The 23,059-nt window shown below is 43.4% G+C and carries 18 protein-coding genes and 1 pseudogene; 16 read left to right on the top strand and 3 right to left on the bottom strand.

The window, feature by feature from the left end; all coding sequences use genetic code 11:
* Nucleotides 1-139: 139 nt before the first annotated feature.
* The 5 genes from T515_RS03210 to T515_RS03190 all read left to right on the top strand — a co-directional run bounded on the left by T515_RS03210 (nucleotide 140) and on the right by T515_RS03190 (nucleotide 6,687).
* Nucleotides 140-1,270, top strand: a complete 1,131-nt coding sequence (locus tag T515_RS03210) for a TAXI family TRAP transporter solute-binding subunit (RefSeq protein WP_036607502.1) — start codon at nucleotides 140-142, stop codon at nucleotides 1,268-1,270.
* A gap of 242 nt (nucleotides 1,271-1,512) precedes the next feature.
* Nucleotides 1,513-3,540, top strand: coding sequence for a TRAP transporter permease (locus T515_RS03205; RefSeq protein ID WP_242839315.1), 2,028 nt, complete (start codon nucleotides 1,513-1,515; stop codon nucleotides 3,538-3,540).
* A 27-nt stretch (nucleotides 3,541-3,567) separates the two neighbouring features.
* A complete protein-coding gene (locus tag T515_RS03200; protein WP_036607499.1) occupies nucleotides 3,568-4,824 on the top strand; it encodes a four-carbon acid sugar kinase family protein in 1,257 nt (418 codons plus the stop codon).
* A gap of 118 nt (nucleotides 4,825-4,942) precedes the next feature.
* On the top strand, nucleotides 4,943-5,854 hold the full coding sequence (locus T515_RS03195) for a dihydrodipicolinate synthase family protein (protein WP_036607497.1): 912 nt from the start codon (nucleotides 4,943-4,945) through the stop codon (nucleotides 5,852-5,854).
* A gap of 230 nt (nucleotides 5,855-6,084) precedes the next feature.
* A complete protein-coding gene (locus T515_RS03190; protein WP_036607495.1) occupies nucleotides 6,085-6,687 on the top strand; it encodes a hypothetical protein in 603 nt (200 codons plus the stop codon).
* Nucleotides 6,688-6,975: 288 nt separating this feature from the next.
* Here T515_RS03190 and T515_RS03185 read toward each other — a convergent pair whose 3' ends face one another.
* Nucleotides 6,976-7,605, bottom strand: a complete 630-nt coding sequence (locus tag T515_RS03185; protein WP_036607493.1) for a methylated-DNA--[protein]-cysteine S-methyltransferase — start codon at nucleotides 7,603-7,605, stop codon at nucleotides 6,976-6,978.
* Between the two features lie 330 nt (nucleotides 7,606-7,935).
* Between T515_RS03185 and T515_RS03180 the strand changes: the two genes are divergently transcribed.
* The 5 genes from T515_RS03180 (at nucleotide 7,936) to T515_RS03155 (ending at nucleotide 12,165) form a co-directional block, all read left to right on the top strand.
* Nucleotides 7,936-8,133, top strand: a complete 198-nt coding sequence (locus T515_RS03180; protein WP_036607492.1) for a DUF1858 domain-containing protein — start codon at nucleotides 7,936-7,938, stop codon at nucleotides 8,131-8,133.
* A 16-nt stretch (nucleotides 8,134-8,149) separates the two neighbouring features.
* Nucleotides 8,150-8,737, top strand: a complete 588-nt coding sequence (locus tag T515_RS03175; protein WP_036607490.1) for a hemerythrin domain-containing protein — start codon at nucleotides 8,150-8,152, stop codon at nucleotides 8,735-8,737.
* A gap of 149 nt (nucleotides 8,738-8,886) precedes the next feature.
* A complete protein-coding gene (locus T515_RS03170) occupies nucleotides 8,887-9,423 on the top strand; it encodes a hypothetical protein (RefSeq protein WP_036607488.1) in 537 nt (178 codons plus the stop codon).
* 584 nt (nucleotides 9,424-10,007) lie between these two features.
* Nucleotides 10,008-11,468: an anthranilate synthase component I gene (trpE, locus tag T515_RS03160; protein ID WP_036607483.1), complete on the top strand. Its 1,461-nt coding sequence runs from the start codon at nucleotides 10,008-10,010 to the stop codon at nucleotides 11,466-11,468.
* Nucleotides 11,469-11,580: 112 nt separating this feature from the next.
* Nucleotides 11,581-12,165: an anthranilate synthase component II gene (locus T515_RS03155; RefSeq protein WP_036607480.1), complete on the top strand. Its 585-nt coding sequence runs from the start codon at nucleotides 11,581-11,583 to the stop codon at nucleotides 12,163-12,165.
* A gap of 166 nt (nucleotides 12,166-12,331) precedes the next feature.
* On the opposite strand, the gene T515_RS03150 is transcribed toward T515_RS03155, so the two are convergent.
* On the bottom strand, nucleotides 12,332-12,544 hold the full coding sequence (locus T515_RS03150; protein ID WP_036607478.1) for a putative holin-like toxin: 213 nt from the start codon (nucleotides 12,542-12,544) through the stop codon (nucleotides 12,332-12,334).
* A gap of 347 nt (nucleotides 12,545-12,891) precedes the next feature.
* Between T515_RS03150 and T515_RS03145 the strand changes: the two genes are divergently transcribed.
* The 3 genes and pseudogenes from T515_RS03145 (at nucleotide 12,892) to T515_RS16345 (ending at nucleotide 17,117) form a co-directional block, all read left to right on the top strand.
* A complete protein-coding gene (locus T515_RS03145; protein ID WP_036607475.1) occupies nucleotides 12,892-14,880 on the top strand; it encodes a flavocytochrome c in 1,989 nt (662 codons plus the stop codon).
* Between the two features lie 448 nt (nucleotides 14,881-15,328).
* A pseudogene (locus T515_RS18410) lies at nucleotides 15,329-15,634 on the top strand (PLP-dependent transferase); the annotation flags it as partial.
* A 208-nt stretch (nucleotides 15,635-15,842) separates the two neighbouring features.
* The gene (locus tag T515_RS16345; protein ID WP_051671381.1) at nucleotides 15,843-17,117 is read left to right on the top strand and encodes an alpha/beta hydrolase-fold protein; all 1,275 of its coding nucleotides are present in this window, start codon (nucleotides 15,843-15,845) and stop codon (nucleotides 17,115-17,117) included.
* Between the two features lie 188 nt (nucleotides 17,118-17,305).
* Here the strand turns inward: T515_RS16345 and T515_RS03135 are convergent, their stop codons facing one another.
* Nucleotides 17,306-18,472: a helix-turn-helix transcriptional regulator gene (locus tag T515_RS03135; RefSeq protein ID WP_036607472.1), complete on the bottom strand. Its 1,167-nt coding sequence runs from the start codon at nucleotides 18,470-18,472 to the stop codon at nucleotides 17,306-17,308.
* Between T515_RS03135 and T515_RS17775 the strand changes: the two genes are divergently transcribed.
* The 3 genes from T515_RS17775 (at nucleotide 18,462) to T515_RS03125 (ending at nucleotide 22,879) form a co-directional block, all read left to right on the top strand.
* Nucleotides 18,462-18,614 carry a hypothetical protein gene (locus tag T515_RS17775; protein ID WP_207641129.1) on the top strand — a complete coding sequence of 51 codons (153 nt, stop codon included), beginning with the start codon at nucleotides 18,462-18,464 and terminating at the stop codon, nucleotides 18,612-18,614. The genes T515_RS03135 and T515_RS17775 overlap by 11 nt on opposite strands.
* A gap of 205 nt (nucleotides 18,615-18,819) precedes the next feature.
* On the top strand, nucleotides 18,820-20,388 hold the full coding sequence (locus T515_RS03130; RefSeq protein WP_051671380.1) for an MFS transporter: 1,569 nt from the start codon (nucleotides 18,820-18,822) through the stop codon (nucleotides 20,386-20,388).
* Nucleotides 20,381-22,879, top strand: a complete 2,499-nt coding sequence (locus T515_RS03125) for a glycoside hydrolase family 2 protein (protein ID WP_036607470.1) — start codon at nucleotides 20,381-20,383, stop codon at nucleotides 22,877-22,879. Before T515_RS03130 ends, T515_RS03125 begins: the two co-directional genes overlap by 8 nt.
* The last annotated feature ends 180 nt before the right edge of the window (nucleotides 22,880-23,059 follow it).

Below are 23,059 nucleotides of genomic sequence, written 5' to 3'. Positions count from 1 at the left end.
AAATGCAATTGAATGAAGCTTTTTTTATAGGTAATATCAACATATAAATATTTGAATCATGAATTTATTAAACAGTATGCAACTTGATTCAAACAGGTCGTTTAAATTTTAAACATTATTTAAATTGGAGGAAGTAATAATGAGAAAAAGATTATTCTCGAAATTGATGGCAAGTGCATTGGCATTTTCTATGGCAGCGGGACTTGCAGGATGCGGCAGTTCCGGATCATCTGCACCGACAGCAACCACCACAGCAGCTCAGGATAAGGCTGCAGCTGCAGAAACAACAGCTGCCCCTGAAATAGAAGGCACAAAGACAGAGGGTATCGCCGATATGAGCGGTACAACGCTTAACTTCTGGTCAGATAAGGTTGGTTCCGGTTCTTATAATATGATCGTGGCCATGTCCAAGGTTCTTGAGGAAGATGCCGGATTCCAGGCAGTAAATGTTGATCCCTCATATCCCGGTGGCATGGGCGCACCATATATTTTCAAAGAGAATGGTGTGGATCTTTCATTTGTAAACGGTGCTCCGGCAAAGTGGGCTATGGAAACAGGTACTCTCGAGCGTGAACCGACAAGTGGATATGCAGCAGTTATCGGCGGACTGACCCAGGTTGCATATATTAACTGTATTTCCAACAAGTTCCTTGAAGAAAACCATGTCTCAACTATTGAAGAAGTATTTGAAAAGAAGCTTCCCCTCAGAATCGGCTGTTCATCCAAGGGATCAATGGATGCTGAGGGAGCATATCTTCTCCTTGAGTACTTTGGAGTTACGGAAGATGAGCTGAACAGCTGGGGCGGCGGAATCACCAATCAGGGTGGTGACCAGAATGCAGAAGCATTGGCAGACGGACAGATAGATTTCTATATCGACCATACATCCTCAGCATCATCAACCATGGCACAGATCGCTACAACCTGTGATGTCACTTTCCTTCAGTGGGGTGATGATCTCGTTAACTGGTTTGTAAATGAAAAAGGCTATGACAAGATAACCATTCCCGCAAATTCCTTCAAGGGTCAGGATACCGAGCTTGTTCTTCCCGGTTCTCCGGATTGCCTTTTTGCAAATGAGAATCTCTCAGAGGATGTTGTTTATGCGATCACCAAGTGTCTCTCAGAAAACAGAGATGCACTTGTAAAGGAATATGCATCACTTTCCGGATGGGATCCTGCTACTGCATGGGAGTCTCAGAAGATCGGTGGATGCCCGCTTCATCCGGGTGCCGAGAAGTACTACAGGGAAATGGGATACATCAAGTGATAAAACCTATCTCAGTTCTTAAAGTTCTTTAACAGGATTGTTTTGAGATAGCTCCGGAGCCGGGATCCTTTTCGGGAGGAGTCCGGTTCCGGATATTTTTAACCATAACATCTGGTTTATCGTGTTCGGACGAATCATAAAGTCACAAATCAATGTTCAAACGCATGATTTGATACTTTTAACCATTACATCCTGACATTTCAGATCGTTTGATTTCATTGTGGAGTATGGAGGATACAACAATGAGTGAAAATATAAAAGCAGAAGCCGTTCAGGACCAGGCGGTAAAGCCCAAGCTTTCCAAAGCTGATGAATTGGGAAGAAAGCTGGCAAAGGAAGATGGTGATGAAACGAAGATCGCCAAAATAATGAAGGCCGCTCCTGCATGGCGTAAAGCAGTTATCATAGGACTTTCGGTTTTCTGGGTAAGCTTCCAGCTATATATCAAACTGGTTAAGCCTTTGGATCCATGGCTTCAGCTGCCTTTACATATGTGCCTTGCTCTTGTAATGGTATGGCTCATGAATCCTATGCAGGAAAAGTCAAAGAACCACAGTAAGCTCTGGTGGATATATGATGCATTGCTTCTTGCCGGAGCCTGTTATGTATTTTTCTATTATGCATCACATGCAAAAACTCTTGATTACAGACTTTACTCTGTGGACAAAATGAATTTTGATGATGTACTGGCCGGTACTATCCTGATCATCGAATGCATGGAAGCCGTAAGAAGAGTGGTTTCATTATCTCTTTTCTGGGTTATTGCCTTCTTTATGGCATATGCATGGTTTGGACAGTTTATACCGGGTATTTTCCATTATGATGGAATCAGCTATCCGAGATTTATCGAAACTCTTTCCCTTGGCGAAAACGGAATATTCGGATCACCTCTCGGAACTTCACTCAATACCCTGTTCTACTTCCTCATGTTTGGCTGCTTTTTTGCAAATTGCGGAGGCGGATCGGTACTTACGGATGCAGGTCTTTCACTGTCGGATAAGACTGTAGGCGGTCCTGCCAAGGCAGCAGTCATATCCTCAGGACTTATGGGTATGATTTCAGGTTCTGCAGTTGCCAATGTTACAGGCACAGGTGTTTTCACCATACCTTTGATGAAAAAAACCGGATATTCTTCGGAAGAAGCCGGTGCCGTTGAATCTGTTGCTTCAACAGGCGGACAGATCATGCCTCCCATTATGGGTGCCGGAGCCTTTGTCATGGCAGAGATCATCGGTATCCAGTACGTAAAGATCGCTGCGGCAGCTATAATTCCTGCAATAGCATATTTCGTAGCGGCACTCATGGTAGTACATCTTATCGCCCGTAAGAGGCATATCGGCAAGAATCCCAACGTGCACTATACAGGCAATCCTATCCTTCCAAGAGTTTACAGACTTCTTCCCATCATAGTTCTGGTATTTATGATCGTAAGAGGCATGTCACTTCCAAGAGCAGGTATCATCTGTACGGTGCTTGCCATAATCATAAGCTTTATTTCTCAGGATACACGAATGTCTCCGAAGAAGTTCCTTTATACAGTTCTTGACGGTATACGCCAGGCAGCAAATATCGCTATACCAACCGCCTCCTGCGGTATCATGATCGGTATCGTGGTACGTTCGGGTATAGCAGTTAAGATCGCAAAGATAATAGACAAGACAGGTAATAACTCCTTATTCCTGGCGCTGGTAGTAGCATCCCTGGGATGTATCATACTGGGCATGGCCCTTCCGACAGTAGCGGCTTATCTGATTGCCAACACTCTTTTTATTTCAGCAATTCAGGGACTTGGAATTTCAGCTCTTACAGCCAACATGTTCATATTCTACTTTGGCGTAGTAGCACAGATAACACCACCTGTATGTCTTGCTTCCTTTACAGCCGCAGGCATTGCCGGCGGATCCGCATGGAAAACGGGCTGGAAGGCCTTCTCCTTTGCTATAACAGGATTTATCGTTCCGTTTATGTTTGTTTACAGACCGGCACTTCTCCTGGACGGAACAGCACTTGAGATCATCCAGTCAGGTCTCATGCTTGCATTTGCCACCTTCTGTCTTGCAGGCTGTGTATCAAGCTACATGTTTGGAGACCTGAAGACCTGGGAAAGGATAGTGTTTGCTGTTATAGCATTTATGTTCATACTTCCGTCAGGTATGTCTGATGTTATAGGTCTTTTGGCAGGTGCTGTATTTATGGGCTATAGAGTGTTAAGAGGAAAAAAAGAAGGCGCTCTAAGCCATACTGATACTAAGGCTGCCGTAAATGTATAAAAATAAAAAAGATAGGGTGACTGCGCTATGGTAAAACTTTTGATCATTGCTGATGACTTTACAGGCGCGTTGGATACAAGCATTCAGTTTGCCAAACGAGGGGCACTCACTGTAGTGCGTACAAAAAGAAATGTAGATTATGGGGCACTGGAACCGGATATCAGTGTTGTAGTAGTTGATTCTGAAACCAGACATGTAACGGCGGAGGAAGCCTACAAGGTTGTTTCGGAAATCGTGGATAGTGCTGTTAAAGCCAAAGTACCTTACATATATAAGAAAACCGATTCTGTCCTGAGAGGGAATGTCGGCGCAGAGCTTGCTGCTCTTTGTGACAGGGGCTTGGGAATGGTACATTTCGCTCCTGCCTTTCCCGACATGGGAAGAACAACCTGCAATGGAATACAGTATGTGGACGGACTTCCGATAGCAAAAAGTGTATTCGGAAATGATCCTTTTGAGCCGGTCATGACATCAAGTATTCCTGAGCTGATTAAGGCTGAGACGGATACCCCTGTGCATCTTATCTCAAAGGGAGAGGAGGTAAATATATCCGGAAAGGGCATATATCTTTATGATGCGGAAAAAGCTTCTGATCTATGGTCTATAGCCACTAACCTGAAGAAAAACCATCAGCTTATGACACTGGCCGGATGTGCCGGTTTTGCAGACTCTCTGGCAGGTGTAATGCATATTTCAGACAGGCCGGATAAGACATTAAACATTCCAAAAGGCTTATGTATCGTATGCGGAAGTGTCAATCCGGTAACAGTCAGGCAAATGGACATTGCAGAAAAAATAGGTATTTCAAGGGTTCATATTGATAGAACTATGTGCCTTAATGACAGCTGGATCAATTCAGGAGAAGCCGTAAATCTGGTTCACACATGGATAAGTACTGTTGATAACGAAGGCGCTGTATTACTTGATGTCAATTCCGGATCTGATGTACCTTTGAGTGATATGAAAATCAATCCTGATGACAGAGGAAAGGTGTCTGAAAATCTGGGAAAAATCGTCAAATGTATGATAGACGGCGGCCTTAATGCGACTTTGTTCCTTACCGGCGGAGATACGCTTTTAGGAGCCATGAATGCACTTAATGTATATGCATTGACACCCATCACAGAAGTGATGCCGGGTGTTGTGGTATCGTCATTTAACTATGGAGAAAAGGATATATACTGCATTTCAAAATCCGGCGGCTTCGGAGGAGAAAATCTGATACCGGAGCTTTGCGAAATTCTCGGATCGGATGTTGAAATAAATAAGGGCATACCGGTATAAAAAGGTATAAAGAAGATCTAAAGAGGATATAGTTTGAAAGTGAACCTTCAAACTTAAATTAAAGGGTCATATACGGATCCGGGTCAACCCGATTCGTGCATGACCCATGGAGGTAATAATGAAACAGGCAGATATAAAGGGCATCATAGTCCCTATAATCACACCCATGTATGAAGATGAGTCCATCAACACTGATGTGCTGAAGGAACAATGCGACAGAATGATCGAGGCGGGAATACATGCCATTTTCTGTTTTGGTACAAACGGTGAAGGATACATACTTAACGGCAAGGAAAAGGAGCTCGTGCTTTCGACAGTTGTAAAACATGTAAACGGCAGAGTTCCGGTTTACGCAGGAACCGGCTGTATATCAACAAAAGAGACCATTGAACAGTCGAAGATGGCAGAAGCCTGCGGCGCAGACGTACTGTCCATAATTACACCATCCTTTGCAGCAGCATCACAGGATGAGATACAGAGACATTATGAGACAGTGGCAGCCTCGGTGCCCGAGATGCCCATCGTTCTTTATAACATACCTGCGCGCACCGGAAACAAAATAGATCCAAAGACTGTGGGTAAGCTCGCTCAGGTGGATAATATCGTGGGAGCCAAGGATTCAGGCGGAGATTTCAAAAACATACTTGCTTATATCGAGGCCGGCAAATCCAAGAAAAACGGAAAATTCGCTGTACTGTCGGGCAATGACCAGCTTATACTCTGGACCCTTCAGGCAGGCGGAACCGGAGGGATCTCAGGCTGTGCCAATGCTTATCCCCACAACATGGCCATGATATACAACGAATTCGCAGCCGGACACTGGGATGAAGCAAAGAAGTACCAGGATGCCATAGGACCCTTCAGAGAGAATTTTGCGGGAGCAAATCCCAACACCGTTGTGAAAACAGCAGTAAGACTTATGGGCTATGATGTAGGACTTTGCCGCGCACCGTTCAACATGATACCGGAAGCAAAAATCGAAGCAATCAAGAAAAATCTCGCCGAAAATAAAGCAAAAAATATGACATAAGTTTCATAAAACTATCCTCCGATTGTGCCTGCACAAAAGTGGCTTATAGTTTTCATGACAGATGGAAGATTCTCTAAAACCTCTTAAGCTTTTTAGCCTGAGAGGTTTTTTATGTTACTAAATGTTGCACCCGCAACGCCTTTCTTTCATTTTTCATATATGCTTTATCGTGTTCACAAAACCGATAAACATAAGGCACTGCCAATCAATTTCATCAAAGGAGTCATACTATGAGCGCATTTTTAGGTCCCATACATCAGCTGATGTATCAAAAAATCCTGACCAGAGAAAAACTCATAAAACGAATAATCAAAACCGCAGAAGAGAATCATTGGGAGCCCGTAATTAACGGAAAGCCTATTGACAGTTTCCAAAAAGAAACATTTCCACCCATTGAGGAGGTCATAGATCTCTCAAATATTCACTCTTCACTTTCAAATCTGGTCTCAAGTGCAGAGGACCGATTTGCTGAATTGATCATTGGCCTGATACATAAAGATGAAAAACGCCTTGATATCATCACCCAAACCGTTCGGGAGTTCGGACAGGATAACAGCATTCCGGCCGGATCTACTGTTCAGGAGGCATTCCGGGGGCTCCATGATACTCTTCTGGATGGTATGCCCTGTGACCGCGCCCTGAACATCACCGGGAATTCCGATGACAAAATAAGCTTTGAGCAGACCCTTGATCTTCATTCAGAATACTGGAAGAAGCACCGGGGAGACGGGGATGATTTTTACGTGCTTCGGAATGCTCTTATTTCAGGTATGCTGGAGGGCTCAGGACACCGCCTGGTCACTGTAGGCGACCGGATGTATGAACTTTACTGACGTTTTTCATCACTATAAAGCAGTACTGCTTCACTGAACCGGCACAATACCACAGATACAAGGAAAACGCTGTAGTATATCCTTTTGCAGAAAGGCAGCTTTCCTCCGAAGTCATAGAGATAGTCGACAAAAAAGTTTCTGATTATGAAACAGAGACCGCATTGGCACTACGGCAGGTCTGGGCTTTTGTACGGGCGCAACACACGTGCCAGCCTTATCGTGAAAAATAAAGCGCTCATTGACCGTTATGATCAATGGGCGCTTTAGCTTATATAAAAATATCTTCAACTATTCTGTTTTCCACCCGAATCTTTTCAGATCCACTTTTCCCTCATTTACCTCCACACCTTCCGCTTCAAGAAGTTTTGCCTGTTCTCCGGCACCGCCGAAAGCAAATTCTCCTGCCAGTTCACCCTTTGAGTTTACTACACGGAAACAGGGGATATTCCCGGGATCCGGATTTCTGTGGAGAGCATTGCCGACTGCTCTTGCCATCTTTCTGTCACCGGCAGCCTCGGCAACCTGAGCATAGGTCGCAACACAACCATAAGGAATCTTTTTTACAGCTTCGTAGATTCTTTTTGCGGGACTGTCAGATATAAGAAGATAGCTCTCGTTTATCATCTGCTTTATCTCATCCTCAGGGATACTTCCATCAAGAATGATGGTGCTCCAATGCTTCTTGTCCTGATGATACCCCGGTATCACCGACTCATACATATCCCTCCAGAAAAAAGCCTTTTCCGGATCCATCTTTACGTTCAGATTTATGTATCCGTTCCGTTCGTAGGTCCATAGAAATGCTTTATCATTACCCTTGTATCTAACAAGCTGCCAATTTGGATCATGAAAGGGGGCATCCTGAAAGGTATCAGGAAAAGACAGCCCGAATGCCAATGCTTCTTCTCTCGATTTCATCACAGCTGACTCCTGTCCGAAAAAAATGAATGATACAGAAAAAATTTAACTCAACTTTTGATGCTGAAATCATACCACAAAATGATATAAGTGTCATAAATCTTCTCTCACTTGTACCTGCACTAAAGCCGAAGATAGATTTCATTACACCCAGATAACAGTTTTCGACACCAGCCTCAGGATATTTTCCAATCCGGAGCAGAATGTTGCACCCGCAACATTCAATTTTCGTTTTTCGTATATTCTTTAGCATGTCCATAAAATGATGAAACATAAAGTCCAGCTAAACAATTACACAAAGGAGTCACACAAAGAAAAGGAGAAAAAACTATGATCACAAAAGATATGATTATGAGCGAAATCGTAAATACTTATGAAGGAGCATCAGCTGCTCTTATGAATCTTGGTATGGGATGCATTTCCTGCCCTGCAGCACTCAGTGAGTCTCTTGACAATGCAGCCCTGGTTCATGGCATGAACGGCGATGAAGTTGCCGATTACCTTAACAAGCAGCTTGATTTAAAGTGATTTACAGGAGAACACTATGTATTGTACAGATATAATGATCAAAGAGCACGACAACATCCTTCAGTTCCTTAAAGTTGTCCGAAGCATGTGCTGCACCGTTCTGGAGGGCGGAGAACTTGTTTCCTCAGATTTCAGAAACATCGTAGATTTCGCAAGAAACTATTCAGATCTCCATCACCACGGAAAGGAAGAGAAGTTCCTTTTCAATGAAATGGAAAGCCGTCTCGGTCCGATAGGTGAAAACCTCATCCGCCATGGAATGCTGGTTGAACACGAAATGTGCCGCGCCCATATTCTGGACCTGGAAAACGCACTTAACCTTTGGGAAAAGAAGCAGGAGCCAATATATAAAATGGACATCCTTGAAGGCGCCATGGGATATGCAACTCTTTTGACCAGACACATCACAAAGGAAAATGCTGTAGTATATCCATTTGCCGAAAGACAGCTGTCTTCTGATGTAGTGGAAACAGTTGACAAAAAGGTTTCTGATTTTGAGGCGGAAACTGAGGCACGCGGCGTACAGAAGCATTATCTCGACATGATAGCTTCCATGCGTGAGAAGTACGGTGAAGTAGAAGACCAGCACGACATCTTACAGTGATTGAGTTCCGAAAAGCCTAAAATTCCCTTAAAAAACTCTGAACACTCATGGTTTTTATTATTTTAGTAGTATGATATGAATTGTACCGCGTGTAACGTTCCTAAATCGACATTTGACTCTAAAACCATTTTATGAGTGAGGGACAGAGTATGGAAAAATTATTATATCTAAATGCAGTTTTACCTTATGTCTATTTGATATCCTTTTATGTGTGCAGCAAAATCTCAGATACTCTGGGGCCCCTTTATCTTCCCTACGAGACAGCGATGCTGATACAGATAGTGGGAACATTGATCATATCTCTGAATTCCCATGACAAGAAAAAGCTTGCAGATATTAATCTGAAGGTTAAGCTGATACAGATACCATATTACATAGCCTTCTTTATCTTTGCGGTACTTTCTTTCATGGTACTGATGGGACTAATGGGTATAGGTATTTTCTTCCTGCCCATATTTATAGCCATAGATGCAGTTATATTCGCAACAACAGTTATTCCTGCTGAAATATGTGCCATAAAGCTTAAACGCTTAAACAAGATTTCCTTCGGAAGGCTGCTTTTATATCTCATTTTCAATACATGGTATGTCATCGACATATTTATTGCTTTCATGATAAAAAAGGATTTCAAAACACCGGAGCAGTTCCCATTAACAGAGGGTAATATAACCTCACAGATTGGCTGATATAGTCCAGCAGTTATAGTGCTTTAAAGTGTTGAAGATTTCCGTTGACATTATCTTAAAGCGATTTTACAATACTGATTAATTTAATAAATAAACCGTTGAAGCGGAGATAAAACGAAATATGATCTCACAGAGAGCCGGCGATGGTGTGAATCCGGCAGAAATACAGTTTCGCAAATGGACCGCCAAGGGCACAATGAAAGGCAATGACATTTTCCCTGTCAGAGTACTTATGAGTGGATGTTTGATTTGTAACGATTCCGGTCGTGCAGATTCCATTAAAACACTCATAGTCTGTCATCTAAAATAAAGCCGTCTTGCCAAGTATCCTGTGACGTGAGGCTTACGTTAGTAGTCGGAGATATGTTGGTATCTCGCAAAGCGCACATAATATGTGAAACAGGGTGGCACCGCGATGATTATTCGTCCCTGGCAGAATCAAAATGATTCTGCCGGGGACTTTTTTAGTGTATAAGTCCAGTATCAGGCGACAATGTATATAGCAAGCTTGCTTGCGAATATACATTGGCATCTGATGCCCCCCATTTTAAGCGCAGCGGGATCTTTGAAAGGAGATTTCTCACATGACCATTCCATCTTTTGAAACAGTGAAGCAGTACCAGAATGATACACATTACAAGTATATCCCAATTGCCAAAGAGATACTGTCGGATTTCCTCACACCTATTTCAGCTCTCAGGATCCTTAAAAATGTGTCCGACCATGTTTTCATGCTTGAGTCCGTCGAGGACAGAGAGAAGTGGGGCAGATACACCTTTATCGGTTTCAATCCAAAGATGGAGATAACCTGCATGAACGGGGAGTTCAAAGCAGGCGGACTAAGGCTGCAGACTGATCGTCCTTTTGACTATATAAGACAGATTCTTGATGAATACAGAATGCCGGGGATACCGGGGCTTCCATCCTTTACCGGAGGCCTCGTTGGATACTTTTCCTATGATTATCTCAAATATTATGAGCCGACACTCAATCTCGATGCAGAGGATACAGAGCATTTCAAAGACATTGACCTGATGCTCTTTGACAAGGTCATAGCTTTTGATAATCTGAAGCAGAAGATCATCGTCATAGTGGATATGGAGCTTTCCGGCGGAGAAAGTGCATATAGAAACGCAGAGATGGAGATAGAGAACCTCATAAAGCTTTTAAAAACCGGAGCTCCGAAGAAGGAAGAACCTGGAAAGGTACTCAGTGAAGTGAGACCGTTTTTCGATAAAGAACATTTCTGCGATATGGTTGAAAAGGCAAAGCATTACATTCATGAAGGAGACATTTTCCAGATAGTCCTTTCAAACAGACTGGAGGCAGATTATCAGGGTTCTCTGTTAAATATGTACAGGATCCTGAGAACACTAAATCCATCCCCCTATATGTTCTACTTTTCAAGTGCTGATCTGGAGGTAGCCGGGGCTTCGCCGGAAACTCTGGTTAAACTTCAGGACGGAGTGCTCCATACCTTCCCTCTGGCAGGCACAAGACCCAGAGGAAAAACCCCTGAGGAGGATAAGCGGCTTGAAGAGGAGCTTCTTCAGGATGAGAAGGAACTTAGTGAGCATAATATGCTGGTGGATCTCGGTAGAAATGATATAGGCCGCATCAGTAAATTCGGTTCTGTTAAGGTTGAAAAGTATCATGAAATCGAACGCTACAGTCATGTAATGCATATTGGTTCAACTGTCCGAGGCGAAATACGAGATGACTGCGATGCTCTTGACGCAGTTGGTTCCATCCTTCCGGCTGGAACTCTGTCGGGTGCCCCCAAGATCCGGGCCTGCCAGCTCATAAATGATCTTGAAAACAACAAGCGCGGAATCTACGGCGGTGGAATCGGATATATCGACTTCACAGGAAATCTTGATCTCTGCATCGCAATCAGAATCGCTTACAAGAAGAACGGAAAAGTATTTGTACGAAGCGGAGCGGGAATCGTAGCTGATTCGGTTCCGGAAAAAGAATATCAGGAGTGTATAAATAAAGCGGCAGCTGTGATGACGGCCCTTAAACAGTCGGAAGAACCGGAATGAAAATGTCATATTTTCCAAAGCTGAATTTTCGAAATCTTGAGCCGATAATATGGGCATCTGTATGTCAGAAATAAAGGCTAAAATCTTGCATTTATAGAGGAGGTACAAATTCATGATCTTATTGCTCGACAACTATGACAGCTTTACATACAACTTATTTCAGATGGTTGGCAGCATCGAACCTGACCTTAAGGTGGTTCGAAACGATGCACTGACTGTTGATGAAATCAGGAATCTGAGCCCTGAAGGAATCATTATCTCGCCGGGCCCCGGGCGTTCCGAGGATGCAGGAATCTGCCCTGATGTGATCCGGGAGTTACGGGGAGAATTTCCGATTCTCGGTGTCTGCCTCGGCGAGCAGGCTATCTGCATGGTCTACGGTGCTACCGTAAGCTATGCAAAACAGCTTATGCACGGAAAACAGTCCGACACAAAAATCGACACCACATGCCCTCTTTTTAAAGGACTTCCCGATGTTATCAAGGTGGCGAGGTATCATTCACTTGCAGTGGTGGAAGAGACATTGAAGGACACCGAACTGAAAGTCTCCGGAGTCACTACTGACGGAGAAGTCATGGCCGTAGAGGACAGTAAAAATAATGTCTACGGCCTGCAGTTCCACCCAGAGTCCATCATGACACCGGAGGGAGAAAAGATACTGAGGAATTTCATTGAGCTGACGAAAAACTGCAGATAATTAACCTGAATTATTCAGGTGATAATGGTAGATTTGACAGATTTCAGTTCTGACAGGGTATTGAGATAGAAAAAAGCTATGTAGAACCTATTGAAATAACATATGACTTGATTTACTATAAAGACATAAGAAGTGCTTGCCGTAGACGGTTAGCCCTGAAACTTATTTAGTTAAATAACCGTTCAGTTGTCGAGGCTGGGGCGGTTATTTTTTTCGCGATAAAGTCGGCATGCGGACGAGACGCTTGTGTCATCGGACATATGCCGACCAACGCGAAATCGAGCAGGGATTTTTCCCTGCTCGATTTCATCTTATAAACAAGACCGATGATAGCTACTATCAAAATTCCAAACTGGAATAAATCAGAATACGTTACCATAGGACCCTCCTTTCTGGAGGGCTATACACAAATCCCTCCGTATAGAAGGGCTAACCGCCTACCGCAAGGGCAAGCACCGTTGTAAGTGTAACATGCTAAATCTAATTATACTATTGTCTATTTTCAGACTATATATAAAGCTATTGTCTTATTTAGAAATCTTCTCATATTCTCTCATGACTTGACGAATAAGTTAGATGACCTATCCATTTATAAATCTTCCTTGGTACACCGGTAATAAGTTTTTCTTAACACCTGTATAAAAAAGCTATTTTTTTGTATCTTGTGAGCACCCGGTATTTCTATTATAATTTGTGTGTAGCAATGGGAGTATTTAGGAGGAAATCATGAAAAAGATTTTATCATCCATGCTTGCCTGCGCACTTGCAGTGTCTGTTTCTGCTTGTGGAACCACATCCACACCTGAAGCTACAACTGCAGCACAGACTGAAGCAGCAGAAGAAACCACCAAAGCTGCCGCAGAAGGTGCAAAGTACACAGCAGGTACTTACACCGGAAAGTCTGCCGGAAAGAATGGTGACGTAACTGTAGAAGTAACCGTATCAGATGATGCCATCACAGACGTAAAAGTTACTGAGCATCAGGAGACGCCAGGAATTTCAGATCCTGCCATCTCTGAAATTCCCGAGGCTATCGTAAAGAATCAGTCTCTCGGTATCGATGCCGTATCCGGTGCAACCATCACAAGCGATGCAATTCTTGCCGCAGTTGAGGCTGCTCTTACAGAGGCCGGAGCAGACATTGACGCTCTTAAGAACGTAAAGGTTGAAGCAAAAGAAGCCGGTGAAGATATCGAAGAAACTGCCGATGTGGTAGTTGTAGGTGCCGGCGGAGCAGGTCTTGCCGCAGCTGCAGCAGCAGAGCAGGCAGGTGCATCTGTTATCGTACTTGAGAAGATGCCTACAATCGGCGGAAACAGTGCTCTTGGAGAGGGTACTTACAATGTTGCCGACCCTGAGATGCTTGCATCAACCGGTGCCAAGACAACACCTGATCTTGAGAAGGAGATCGAGGATGCTCTTAAAGAGACACCAAAGAATGATGATCACAAGGCTCTTATAGAAAAGGTTAAGAAGGATTACGAGGAGTGGAAAGCATCCGGAACAGAAACATTATTTGACTCCGCAAACTGGCACGCATTACAGACATACCTTGGAGGCGGTGAAATCGGAGATATCCCTCTTATAGAGACATACGCTACAGGCGCTGTTGATGCCTATAAGTGGCTGACAGAGGACATAGGCGTTCCTTTTAAAACTGATTATATCTTCATGGCAGTAGGCGGAAAGTGGCAGAGAGGTCATCAGATCGATCTCGAGAAGGCTGAAGGTAAGGAAGGCGATAACGGCGGACGTATCTACACCAATATGCTTCAGGAAACTGCAGAGAAGCTTGGCGCAAAGATCTACACAGACGCAGATGTTAAGGAAATCCTTACAGACGACTCAGGCCGCGCAGCAGGCGCTGTAGCCGAGAGAAGCGACGGTTCAAAGATTACAGTACACGCAACCAAGGGCGTGGTTCTTGCAACCGGAGGTTTCGCAGCAAACTCAGATCTCGTTAAGAAGTATTCCAACGGTGTTATCACAACAACAAGAACATCCTGTGCAGCAAGCTCCACAGGTGACGGTATCGCTCTTGCTGAGGCACTTGGCGCAAACTTCGTAGATCTCGATCAGATCCAGGTTCATCCTCTCGGAGATCCTGTTGACGGCTGCGTTGCAGAGTTCGTAGGAAACTGGCTCGGTGCTCAGTACTATGTATATGTAAACAAGGAAGGCAAGCGTTTCGTAAAGGAAGATGGTACACGTTACGAGATGTCCATGGCTGAGCTTCAGCAGACAGACGGAGAGATGTATCTCATCGTTGACAGCTCTCAGATCACTGATGACCGTCAGGAACAGATCAACAGCCTCATCGAGAAGGGCAGAACTGTCAAGGCAGATACCATCGAAGAGCTTGCTGAGAAGATCAACGTTGATCCTGCAGCTCTCAAGGAAACTATAGAGAAGTACAATGATGGCATGAAGAACGGTAAGGACGAGTTCGGCAAGGCTACAAGCGCTGAGTCAACTATCGAGAAGGCTCCTTTCTATGCTTCCATCCGTACAACAACCGTACATCACACAATGGGAGGCGTTCAGATCGACTCTGACGCACACGTACTTAACAAGGATGGAGACATTATCCCGGGTCTCTATGCGGCAGGTGAGTTCACCGGAGGTATCCATGGAAACAACCGTCTCGGCGGTAATGCTTACCCTGATATCATAACTTTCGGAAGAATCGCAGGAACAAATGTTGCAGCAGAATAAGTAATATCTCTTATCTGCCAGCGCTTCGTTCATAAATATTAAGGACTATATTTAAGGTTTTAAAACCAAAATTTTACTAAGTGTATATCGGTATCCCATTGTACATAAACTGTCACGTCACAGACGTGGCAGTTTTTTATTTGCTTGAGATATAGATACAGTCTATAAATGACTATAAAATGAAAGAATTATGTATAGCTGCCTTCTTCAGGCTATTATCGTTATATCAAAAAACAGAGAGACATTACTCAGAAACATGATGAGATGATATTGCAAATGTCTAATAACGGAGCCGATTAGATCTTGAGTTGTATGTCAGAGATAAACGGCAAAAACATGCGTTTATAGTAGGAGGTTACAGTTATGAGCAAGTACAGATTTGAGACACTTCAGTTACACGTAGGACAGGAGCAGCCGGATCCGGCTACAGATTCAAGAGCGGTACCTACCGGACCATGCACTTTATGAGAAGTATTTCCCTAACGGCGGAGCTTCAATCTTCACTTTTGAGATTAATGGTGGCAAAGAGGAGGCGTGGAAGTTCATCGATAACCTTGAGATCTTTTCACTTCTTGCTAATGTCGCCGACGTAAAGAGTCTGGTTATCCATCCTGCTACAACAACACATTCTCAGCTTTCTGACGCAGAGCTTCAGGATCAGGGAATCACCCAGAGCACCATCAGACTCTCAATCGGAACCGAGCATATCGATGATATAATTGCAGACCTGGAAAAGGGATTTGCAGCAGTATAAATTAGACAAAAGCCTCGACCACATGACTTCTGCACTATGTGGTCGGGGCTCTTTTTTTTTGAGGACAAGTCAGAGAATTAAAAATACCTGATACACCCGCATAGGTTTTAAGTTTCGTTTAAGGAAAATGTTGTAACATGTGCATCACGGAAAACAAAAACTGCTGCGTGATCAGCAGAATACAATATAAGATATGAGGAGAAATGAAATGTTCAAAAAACCTTTAACACTGTTACTTGCTTCATCCATGATCTGCACTTTGGCAGCTTGTGGAAACCAGACCACTGTTGACAAAGCGCCTTCCACCCAGTCAGCAGAAGAAAAGAATACAGAGGATCAGGAAACAGATAAGAAAGAAGAAACATCAGTTGCAGCGAAGGAATCACAGGCTGATGCTGAAAAGAGTGATATCACAGAAGCAGGACTTGGCGCAGTAGCGAACACCCTCGCTGAAGATGAGGAGAGTCTGGTATCGACTTACGCAGGTAAGTTCGAGCAGAAGACATTTACAGATGAGGAGACAGGACTTTCCATAACATATAATTTATATCTTCCTGAAGGATATGATGAAAATGCTTCATATCCTATGGTGGTTTTCATAGGTGACTCAACCTGCGCAGGTGACGATCCCACTTATTCATTAACACAGGGACGAGGTGCTCTTGTCTGGGCTACCGATGAATGGCAGAGTGTAAATCCTACCATAGTTGCTGTTCCTACATATCCGGAGACGATTCTTGATGATCATGATGGATACACCACTACAGAATATGTTGAACTTACAAAACGATACATTGACTATATGTGCGAGGAGTATGCAGTTGATGCTGAGAGGATCTACGGTACCGGTCAGTCAATGGGATGCATGACTACATTGATCCTGGCATCAGAATATCCGGATCTTTACGCAGCATGTATGTTTGTAGATGGACAGTGGGATGTAAATGCTCTTTCAGGACTTGAAGATCAGACATTTGTTTACTTTGCTGCAGAGGATGATACAAGTGCCTGGAGCGGAGCGCAGGAAGTGATGGAAATGTTTGATTCAGACAATGTTTCCTATGAGTATGTACAGTGGGATGGCACATGGTCTGTGGATGAACTCAGTTCTGCGGCAAATGATCTGTTTAGTGCAGACGAAAATCAGTACTTTATCTCATGGAAGACAGGTACAATCGATGCCGGCAGTTTTATGATGGGAGGATCAGAAGGCTCTGGTAACGGGCAGAAACCTGAGGGCAATCAGCCGCCAATGAATGGACAGGCCCCTGACGGCAATCAGCAACCTATGGATGGCCAGGCACCGGACAACAATCAGCCTTCAATGAGCGAACAGACATCAGCTGATGGTCAGGAGAAATCCGGAGAAGACGGGCAGCAGGGTGGCAACAGCCCTATGGGTGGCGCAGGATATCATATGGCATCCTTCGACTATGCCTATAATTGTGCAGCTGTTATGGAATGGTTGTTTACACAGAAGTGAGGAATATACTTACCTTACTGTGAGGCCAAAAAGAACGGTACTGAACTTCCTCAGCTTGCGCCGAAGTGGGTTCTGGATATGATGAAGTCATCTGTTTCATAGCCCTGAAGGATACTAAATCCTTTATTGACGGTTCTGTTGACTACTTTACAAAAGCAGTCAACAGAACCGTCTGCAGATTTGTTATTTCACAACCGATTGCTTTTTCTGTATTCGGTAGGTGTCATACCGGTTTCTTTCCGGAACAGTTTCACAAAGTAATTGCTGTCCGGGATACCAACATCTTCACTTATCTCCATGATATTTTTGCCTGTACCCGAAAGAAGGGTGCAGGCTTTTTTTATCCTGATGGACCGGAGATAGTTCATGGGACTTGTACCGGTTTCTTCCTTGAAAACAGACATGAAATGACTTTTGGATACAGCGAGTTCCCGGGTGAGGTCATCTATACTCAGGTTTTCTTTGAAATTACTGTTCAGGAAGAAAATGGCATTTGTAACCACAGCACTGTGAGCCTCAGAATGGTGCTCCTTTATCGCATTGCAGAAATTCACGACCATTTTTTCTTTGCTCGCAAGTATTTTCTCCAGGTGCCGTTCCCGGAAAACTTCTCTTGTGTTTTGCCCTGATATTTTATCGATGATATAAGCCGGGAGGCCTGTCTTCATGGCGGTTATTCTGAGAGTGGTTCTGGTGATGGCGCAGCCTATGCGCTCATTTTCGATGGTAGAACCGAGTTCCTTCATGTATCTTACATCGCTCTGCATCCTGTCGAGATATCTGAGAGCAGAGCTGCTGTCACCATTTTCCACACTTCTGATAAACTCTTTTTCATTGGCATATCGAAGCTGCAGAAGATCGATCCCGGTCTTTTGTTCTTCCGCACGATCTTCGTATACCTTTTCCATGGCAAATGTTTCCGGATCCCTCAGAGTGTAGTTTTCTTCATGCCCGTATACGGTGTCCAGAAAACATCTCACTATGTGTTCAGCCCGTTCCTTACTTATGTTAGGAAAATGCTCACGATATCTGAGATAATCTTCAGTCTGCAGGTTCTTGATTCCATGTGTATTTATGATATGTACCGCATGTTTCTTTGTATGGATAAGTGATGTGAAAGGTCCGAAAAGCATGAAGTTGTCTTCCAGCATAAAGACTATGATCGAAATCTGAAAAAGATCCGTCAGAAGATAAAGGGTATGAGATTCCGCACCGGAACGCATCGTCATGAGTGCATCCGGTGATAGAATAAGCTGTAAGTCACTAAGCAAATTTTCGCAGCTGAATGCTTCTGCCTCAGAGAAATCATTAATAGTATAGAATCTGACCTGAAAAAGTTTTTGTATGAGTTTCATACACGTTTCCATAGAAGCAGTTTGGGGTGAAGTTATCTCAGTTGAAGATGCCTCAGATGAAGCTATTGCTGATGAAGTTGTTTTAATTGTATGTGAATTATTTGTCATATTTTTCATAAAAAGTAATATCGTTCTAAAATAAGGACTATAGTTCTATATTCATTATACGACTGATGGTATTATGATGCCAACATTGAAAATGTTGAACTTCAAATGATAAAGAAGTGAGCAATATACAGAGATAGAGTGGGAAAATGATCAATAATCATAAGCAGGAATAAAGTTGGTTCATTTTTTCCTCCCATCACTGTAGACCTCATCATCATTCAGTAAATTCAGGAGGGTCTATGGAAGCGGCAATGCGGAAAGAATCGGAGATTGGCATGAAGGAAGGGGCTGTAGAGACTATGTCACAGGACAAGTACCAAAAATATATAAAGGAAAATGGCATTCACAACGTTCCTGTATGGAGAATCGTTGGTTTTTCCGGAGCAAACATGGCAGTAAATCTGTACATGGGACTAACTATGATCATGTCATTTTACCTAAACGGTTATGTAGGTATGGCAGTTATACTTGCATCAAGTTTTTCAACCATAACAAGACTTTGGGACGGAGTTACCGACCCTATCGTAGGATTTTTTGTAGACAGATTCAAAGAAAAGGAAAACTTCGGAAAGACAAGACTGTGTCTCACCATGGGAGGTCTGCTCCTTTTCATTAACAGCTTTCTCATGTTTAATGTGACCGACAGACTTCCGGAAGGAGCATTGAGACCGGCTTTCTTTATATTTTTTACAGCGATTTACTATATAGGATACACATTCTTAAACATCTCAAACCATGTTGGTAATATCTGCCTCACCAATGACCCGGCACAGAGACCTATACTCTCCATCGTTGGTACAGTTCTTGTTCGTGTCATGAGAGCTGTGATGCAGATGGTAGTTGCAGGACTTGCAGTAAAGTATGGCTCCATGAAGAGTGCTGAGCTTTTTCATGAGTACTGGCTGATAGTTGCAATCATCGCCACAATCGGAATCGTTGCTGCGTATATTTCCATCGCACCAAAGGATGTACCTGCTTTTTCTGAGACCAATTCTTCCGGAAAGAAAAATATCAGGTTTTCAGATTATTTTGATGTTCTCAAAAACAACAAACCACTTCAGATGCTTATCGTTGCAAGAGCCACAGATCAGTTCTCCAACACCTGTAAGACAAGTGCCATATTGCTTGTACTTTACGGTATTGTAGTCGGTAACTATGAGCTTTCAGGAGGCTGGACCCTCTACACAACCATCGTAGGACTTCTGATGATGGCACTTGGTATAGGTGCAATCGGCTCAAAGCTTGGTCTCAAGAAAGCCATGCAGATAGGTTCCTGGGGCGTAATCTTTTTCGATTCGATCGCCATACTTATATGGATGGTTATGGATCCGAAAACCCTCAGTCTTCCGGGATTTGTCAATGGCTATGGCGAAGCATTCAGCGGCTTCACAGCATTTACTGTGGCACTTTTCCTCGTAACAGTAATAGGCGGAGGATTCCAGATGATCACAAGCTCTATCATTCCTCCGATGATAGCGGATGTTAATGATTACGAGGCATCAAGAACAGGAAAGTATATACCGGGCATGGTGGGAACTGTTTTCTCATTTATGGATAAACTGATCTCATCCTTCGGTCCGACATTTGTAGGTATCGGTTTTGCGATAATTGGATTTAAGGAAGCATTTCCTGATCTTAATACACCATATAGCCGCAGCCTTCTGCTGATCGCTATCGTTTTCTACTATGGACTCGAGCTTTTAGGTGCTGTGTTTAATGTCATAGCCATGAAATATTATGATCTCACACCGGAGAAGATGAGAGCGGTAGAAGCCAGAATTGATGAAATGAGGAAAGAGAATGCATAAGATAAATATTAATGAAGGCTGGCAGTTCAAGAAGATCCCTGATGGAAACATCAGGGATTTAGCTGGTTTGACAGGGCCTTCCCTTAAAGGTGCTGACAGGGATGCCGCTTCGGCTGATAGTGCTGACATGAATGATTCAGAGGTAATTGACTCAGGTAAAAATGCCGGTATCGGGGAAAGAGAAAACGAAGCATTAGCGGACATCAACGGAGCAGAGAGCTTTGTAACGGTGGCGCTTCCTCACACATGGTACAGGGATGATGACCCTTACAGGGGACTTGTGCTGTATCAAAAGACTATACAGTCTGATCCTGACTGGAAACATGTATTTCTGGACATTCCGGGGGCAGATCAGCATGCGGTTGTTCTGGCAGACGACCGTAAGATAGGAGAGCACAGAGGTGCTTATGGAGCATTTCACTGCGAGATACCTGAGGAGCTGCTCAGTCATGGAGAAGTAGAATTAAAGATATTTCTGACAAATGTTTTTGACGATAGTATCTCACCTTTGACCGGAGACTTTACTGTATTTGGAGGACTCTACAGAGGCGTTAACCTTTTAGTGACAGAATACGAAAGTTTTTTTGATCCGACCTATTATGGCACAAGTGGTGTGATATTAAGGACCGGCATCGATGGAAATACAGGCGTTTTGAGGGCTGAAATCCATGCACATATGGAGCCGGGTGTGGAGATTAAGGCAGAAATCACAGATCCCCTGGGGAGATTGACAAATGCATTGATTTCTGAAGAACAATATGAAAAAACTGATATATCCGGAATCCATTATGATAAAGCAAAAATGTCTTGTGAGACAGTGGCATCTGTTAAAGTAAATACGGATTTTGAAGAGCTTGTTTCCGAAAAAGATGTTTCTGAAAAAAAAGGTACGGCTGCCATTACAAAAACTATGATTTGTCGTGTACCTGAGGTGGTTCTCTGGAACGGAAAAGCTGCCCCAAATCTATACAAGGTAAAGCTGAAGCTTGTGCGTGAGGGAGAAACGATAGATGAGGTGGAGCTTGAGACCGGATTCAGAGATATTAATATGACTGCGGACAGGGGATTGTTCCTGAACGGTGAGCATATAAAGATAAACGGTGTCGCAAAGCATCAGGATTTTAAAGGTTGTTTTAATGCTGTAAGCCGGGAGAATATACAGAAGGATTTCGAGCTTATAGACGAAATAGGTGCAAACTCTGTAAGACTGTCACATTATCAGCATCCACAATATACCTATGAGCTTGCTGACAAAAAGGGATATCTCGTATGGGCAGAGATTCCTATGCTCAAAATGACGGACAGTGAGGAACTTAAAACCAATGCTGAGGAACAGCTCAGAGAACTGATACTTCAGAACATCCATCATCCCTCCATCTACTGCTGGGGGATACAAAATGAAATCGGTATGTTTAAAGACACGGATTTCATGCATGAGGAGCTTAGGAAAATGGAGCAGCTTTCCCATGAACTGGATCCGTCAAGACTTGTTACGGCTGCAAATCTTTATACAGTAAAGTTCAGAAGTAAGCTTAATTCCGTCACAGATATGATCGGTTACAATATTTACTTCGGATGGTACTATGGGGAAATGCAGGATTATCGGGACTATCTCGACAGATTCCATAGTGAGCGGCCAGAAATGCCTCTCGGTGTAAGTGAGTATGGTGTTGATGCAAACATCAGGCTGCACAGCGAGGTGCCGATGGTCAGAGATTACTCAGAGGAGTATCAGGCACTCTATCATGAGACCGTTTATCCTATTTTCGAGAGCCGGGATTACCTGTACGGAAGTTACGTCTGGAATATGTTTGACTTCCACAGCGGACTCAGAAAAGAAGGCGGGCAGGAAAATATCAATGCCAAGGGGCTTGTGAGCTACGATAGAAATATCAGAAAGGATGCTTTCTACTACTATAAGGCGAAGTGGTCTCAGGAAAAGTTTATCCATATATGTTCCGGGAGATTTGTGAACAGGGTAAAAGAGAGGATTGATATAAAGGTCTATACCAATCTTATGGATGCTGAACTTTTTGTAGATGGCATAAATTTCGGACATGGCAGAAATGACGGTAACGGCCGGATCATATTTTCTGATGTACCGCTTCACGAAGGAGAAAACCGGATAAAGGCTTCAGCTCAAGGGCTGGAGGATGAATGTGTTTTTGTACGTACGGATTCAGAGGATGAAAGCTATCGTTTGCCGGACAGTAATGCCGGACAGGCTGTTAAAAACTGGTTCCTCTCAGATGATGATGTGGTAAGGGAAGGTTATTTTTCCATAAAAGATACTGCCAATGATATCCTTGAAAATCCTGATGCGCGGGCAGTACTTGAAAAATATCGACCTAAACTTGTGAAGTTTATGGTTGAGAAGGATTTGATTCCATTAGGACTTTCTATGGAGAGAATACTGGAAAGAAATGCTCCCAACAGTCCTGATATAAAGGAACTGAACAGAGAGCTGAATCAGATAAAAAATGAGTTTTAATTGAGCCGGTTAGATGTGCAGAAGAGGCTTATGATATCCTCATCAAGCACGGATTTACAAATACCCGTGGAGACAAGACCCTGGATACCAAGAGTTCAACTGTCGCTACCATGGTTTCACCATCAGGCTTCCGTATCGCTCTGGTACAGCATATTAAAAAGTAAGATATCAACTTTTACA

The organism is Oribacterium sp. P6A1 (genome assembly GCF_000702885.1).
Lineage (GTDB): Bacteria > Bacillota > Clostridia > Lachnospirales > Lachnospiraceae > Oribacterium.
Note: the sequence above shows the minus strand (reverse complement) of the source record. Positions and strands in the feature narration are given on the sequence as shown.

Coding starts and splice junctions, on each gene's coding strand:
- T515_RS03155 (WP_036607480.1), top strand. CDS start 11,581: ATGATCTTATTGCTCGACAACTATGACAGCTTTACATACAACTTATTT.
- T515_RS03175 (WP_036607490.1), top strand. CDS start 8,150: ATGTATTGTACAGATATAATGATCAAAGAGCACGACAACATCCTTCAG.
- T515_RS03150 (WP_036607478.1), bottom strand. CDS start 12,544: ATGGTAACGTATTCTGATTTATTCCAGTTTGGAATTTTGATAGTAGCT.
- T515_RS03210 (WP_036607502.1), top strand. CDS start 140: ATGAGAAAAAGATTATTCTCGAAATTGATGGCAAGTGCATTGGCATTT.
- T515_RS03205 (WP_242839315.1), top strand. CDS start 1,513: ATGAGTGAAAATATAAAAGCAGAAGCCGTTCAGGACCAGGCGGTAAAG.
- T515_RS03185 (WP_036607493.1), bottom strand. CDS start 7,605: ATGAAATCGAGAGAAGAAGCATTGGCATTCGGGCTGTCTTTTCCTGAT.
- T515_RS03125 (WP_036607470.1), top strand. CDS start 20,381: ATGCATAAGATAAATATTAATGAAGGCTGGCAGTTCAAGAAGATCCCT.
- T515_RS03170 (WP_036607488.1), top strand. CDS start 8,887: ATGGAAAAATTATTATATCTAAATGCAGTTTTACCTTATGTCTATTTG.
- T515_RS03200 (WP_036607499.1), top strand. CDS start 3,568: ATGGTAAAACTTTTGATCATTGCTGATGACTTTACAGGCGCGTTGGAT.
- T515_RS03180 (WP_036607492.1), top strand. CDS start 7,936: ATGATCACAAAAGATATGATTATGAGCGAAATCGTAAATACTTATGAA.
- T515_RS03195 (WP_036607497.1), top strand. CDS start 4,943: ATGAAACAGGCAGATATAAAGGGCATCATAGTCCCTATAATCACACCC.
- T515_RS03145 (WP_036607475.1), top strand. CDS start 12,892: ATGAAAAAGATTTTATCATCCATGCTTGCCTGCGCACTTGCAGTGTCT.
- T515_RS17775 (WP_207641129.1), top strand. CDS start 18,462: ATGAGTTTCATACACGTTTCCATAGAAGCAGTTTGGGGTGAAGTTATC.
- T515_RS03130 (WP_051671380.1), top strand. CDS start 18,820: ATGGAAGCGGCAATGCGGAAAGAATCGGAGATTGGCATGAAGGAAGGG.
- T515_RS16345 (WP_051671381.1), top strand. CDS start 15,843: ATGTTCAAAAAACCTTTAACACTGTTACTTGCTTCATCCATGATCTGC.
- T515_RS03135 (WP_036607472.1), bottom strand. CDS start 18,472: ATGAAACTCATACAAAAACTTTTTCAGGTCAGATTCTATACTATTAAT.
- trpE (WP_036607483.1), top strand. CDS start 10,008: ATGACCATTCCATCTTTTGAAACAGTGAAGCAGTACCAGAATGATACA.
- T515_RS03190 (WP_036607495.1), top strand. CDS start 6,085: ATGAGCGCATTTTTAGGTCCCATACATCAGCTGATGTATCAAAAAATC.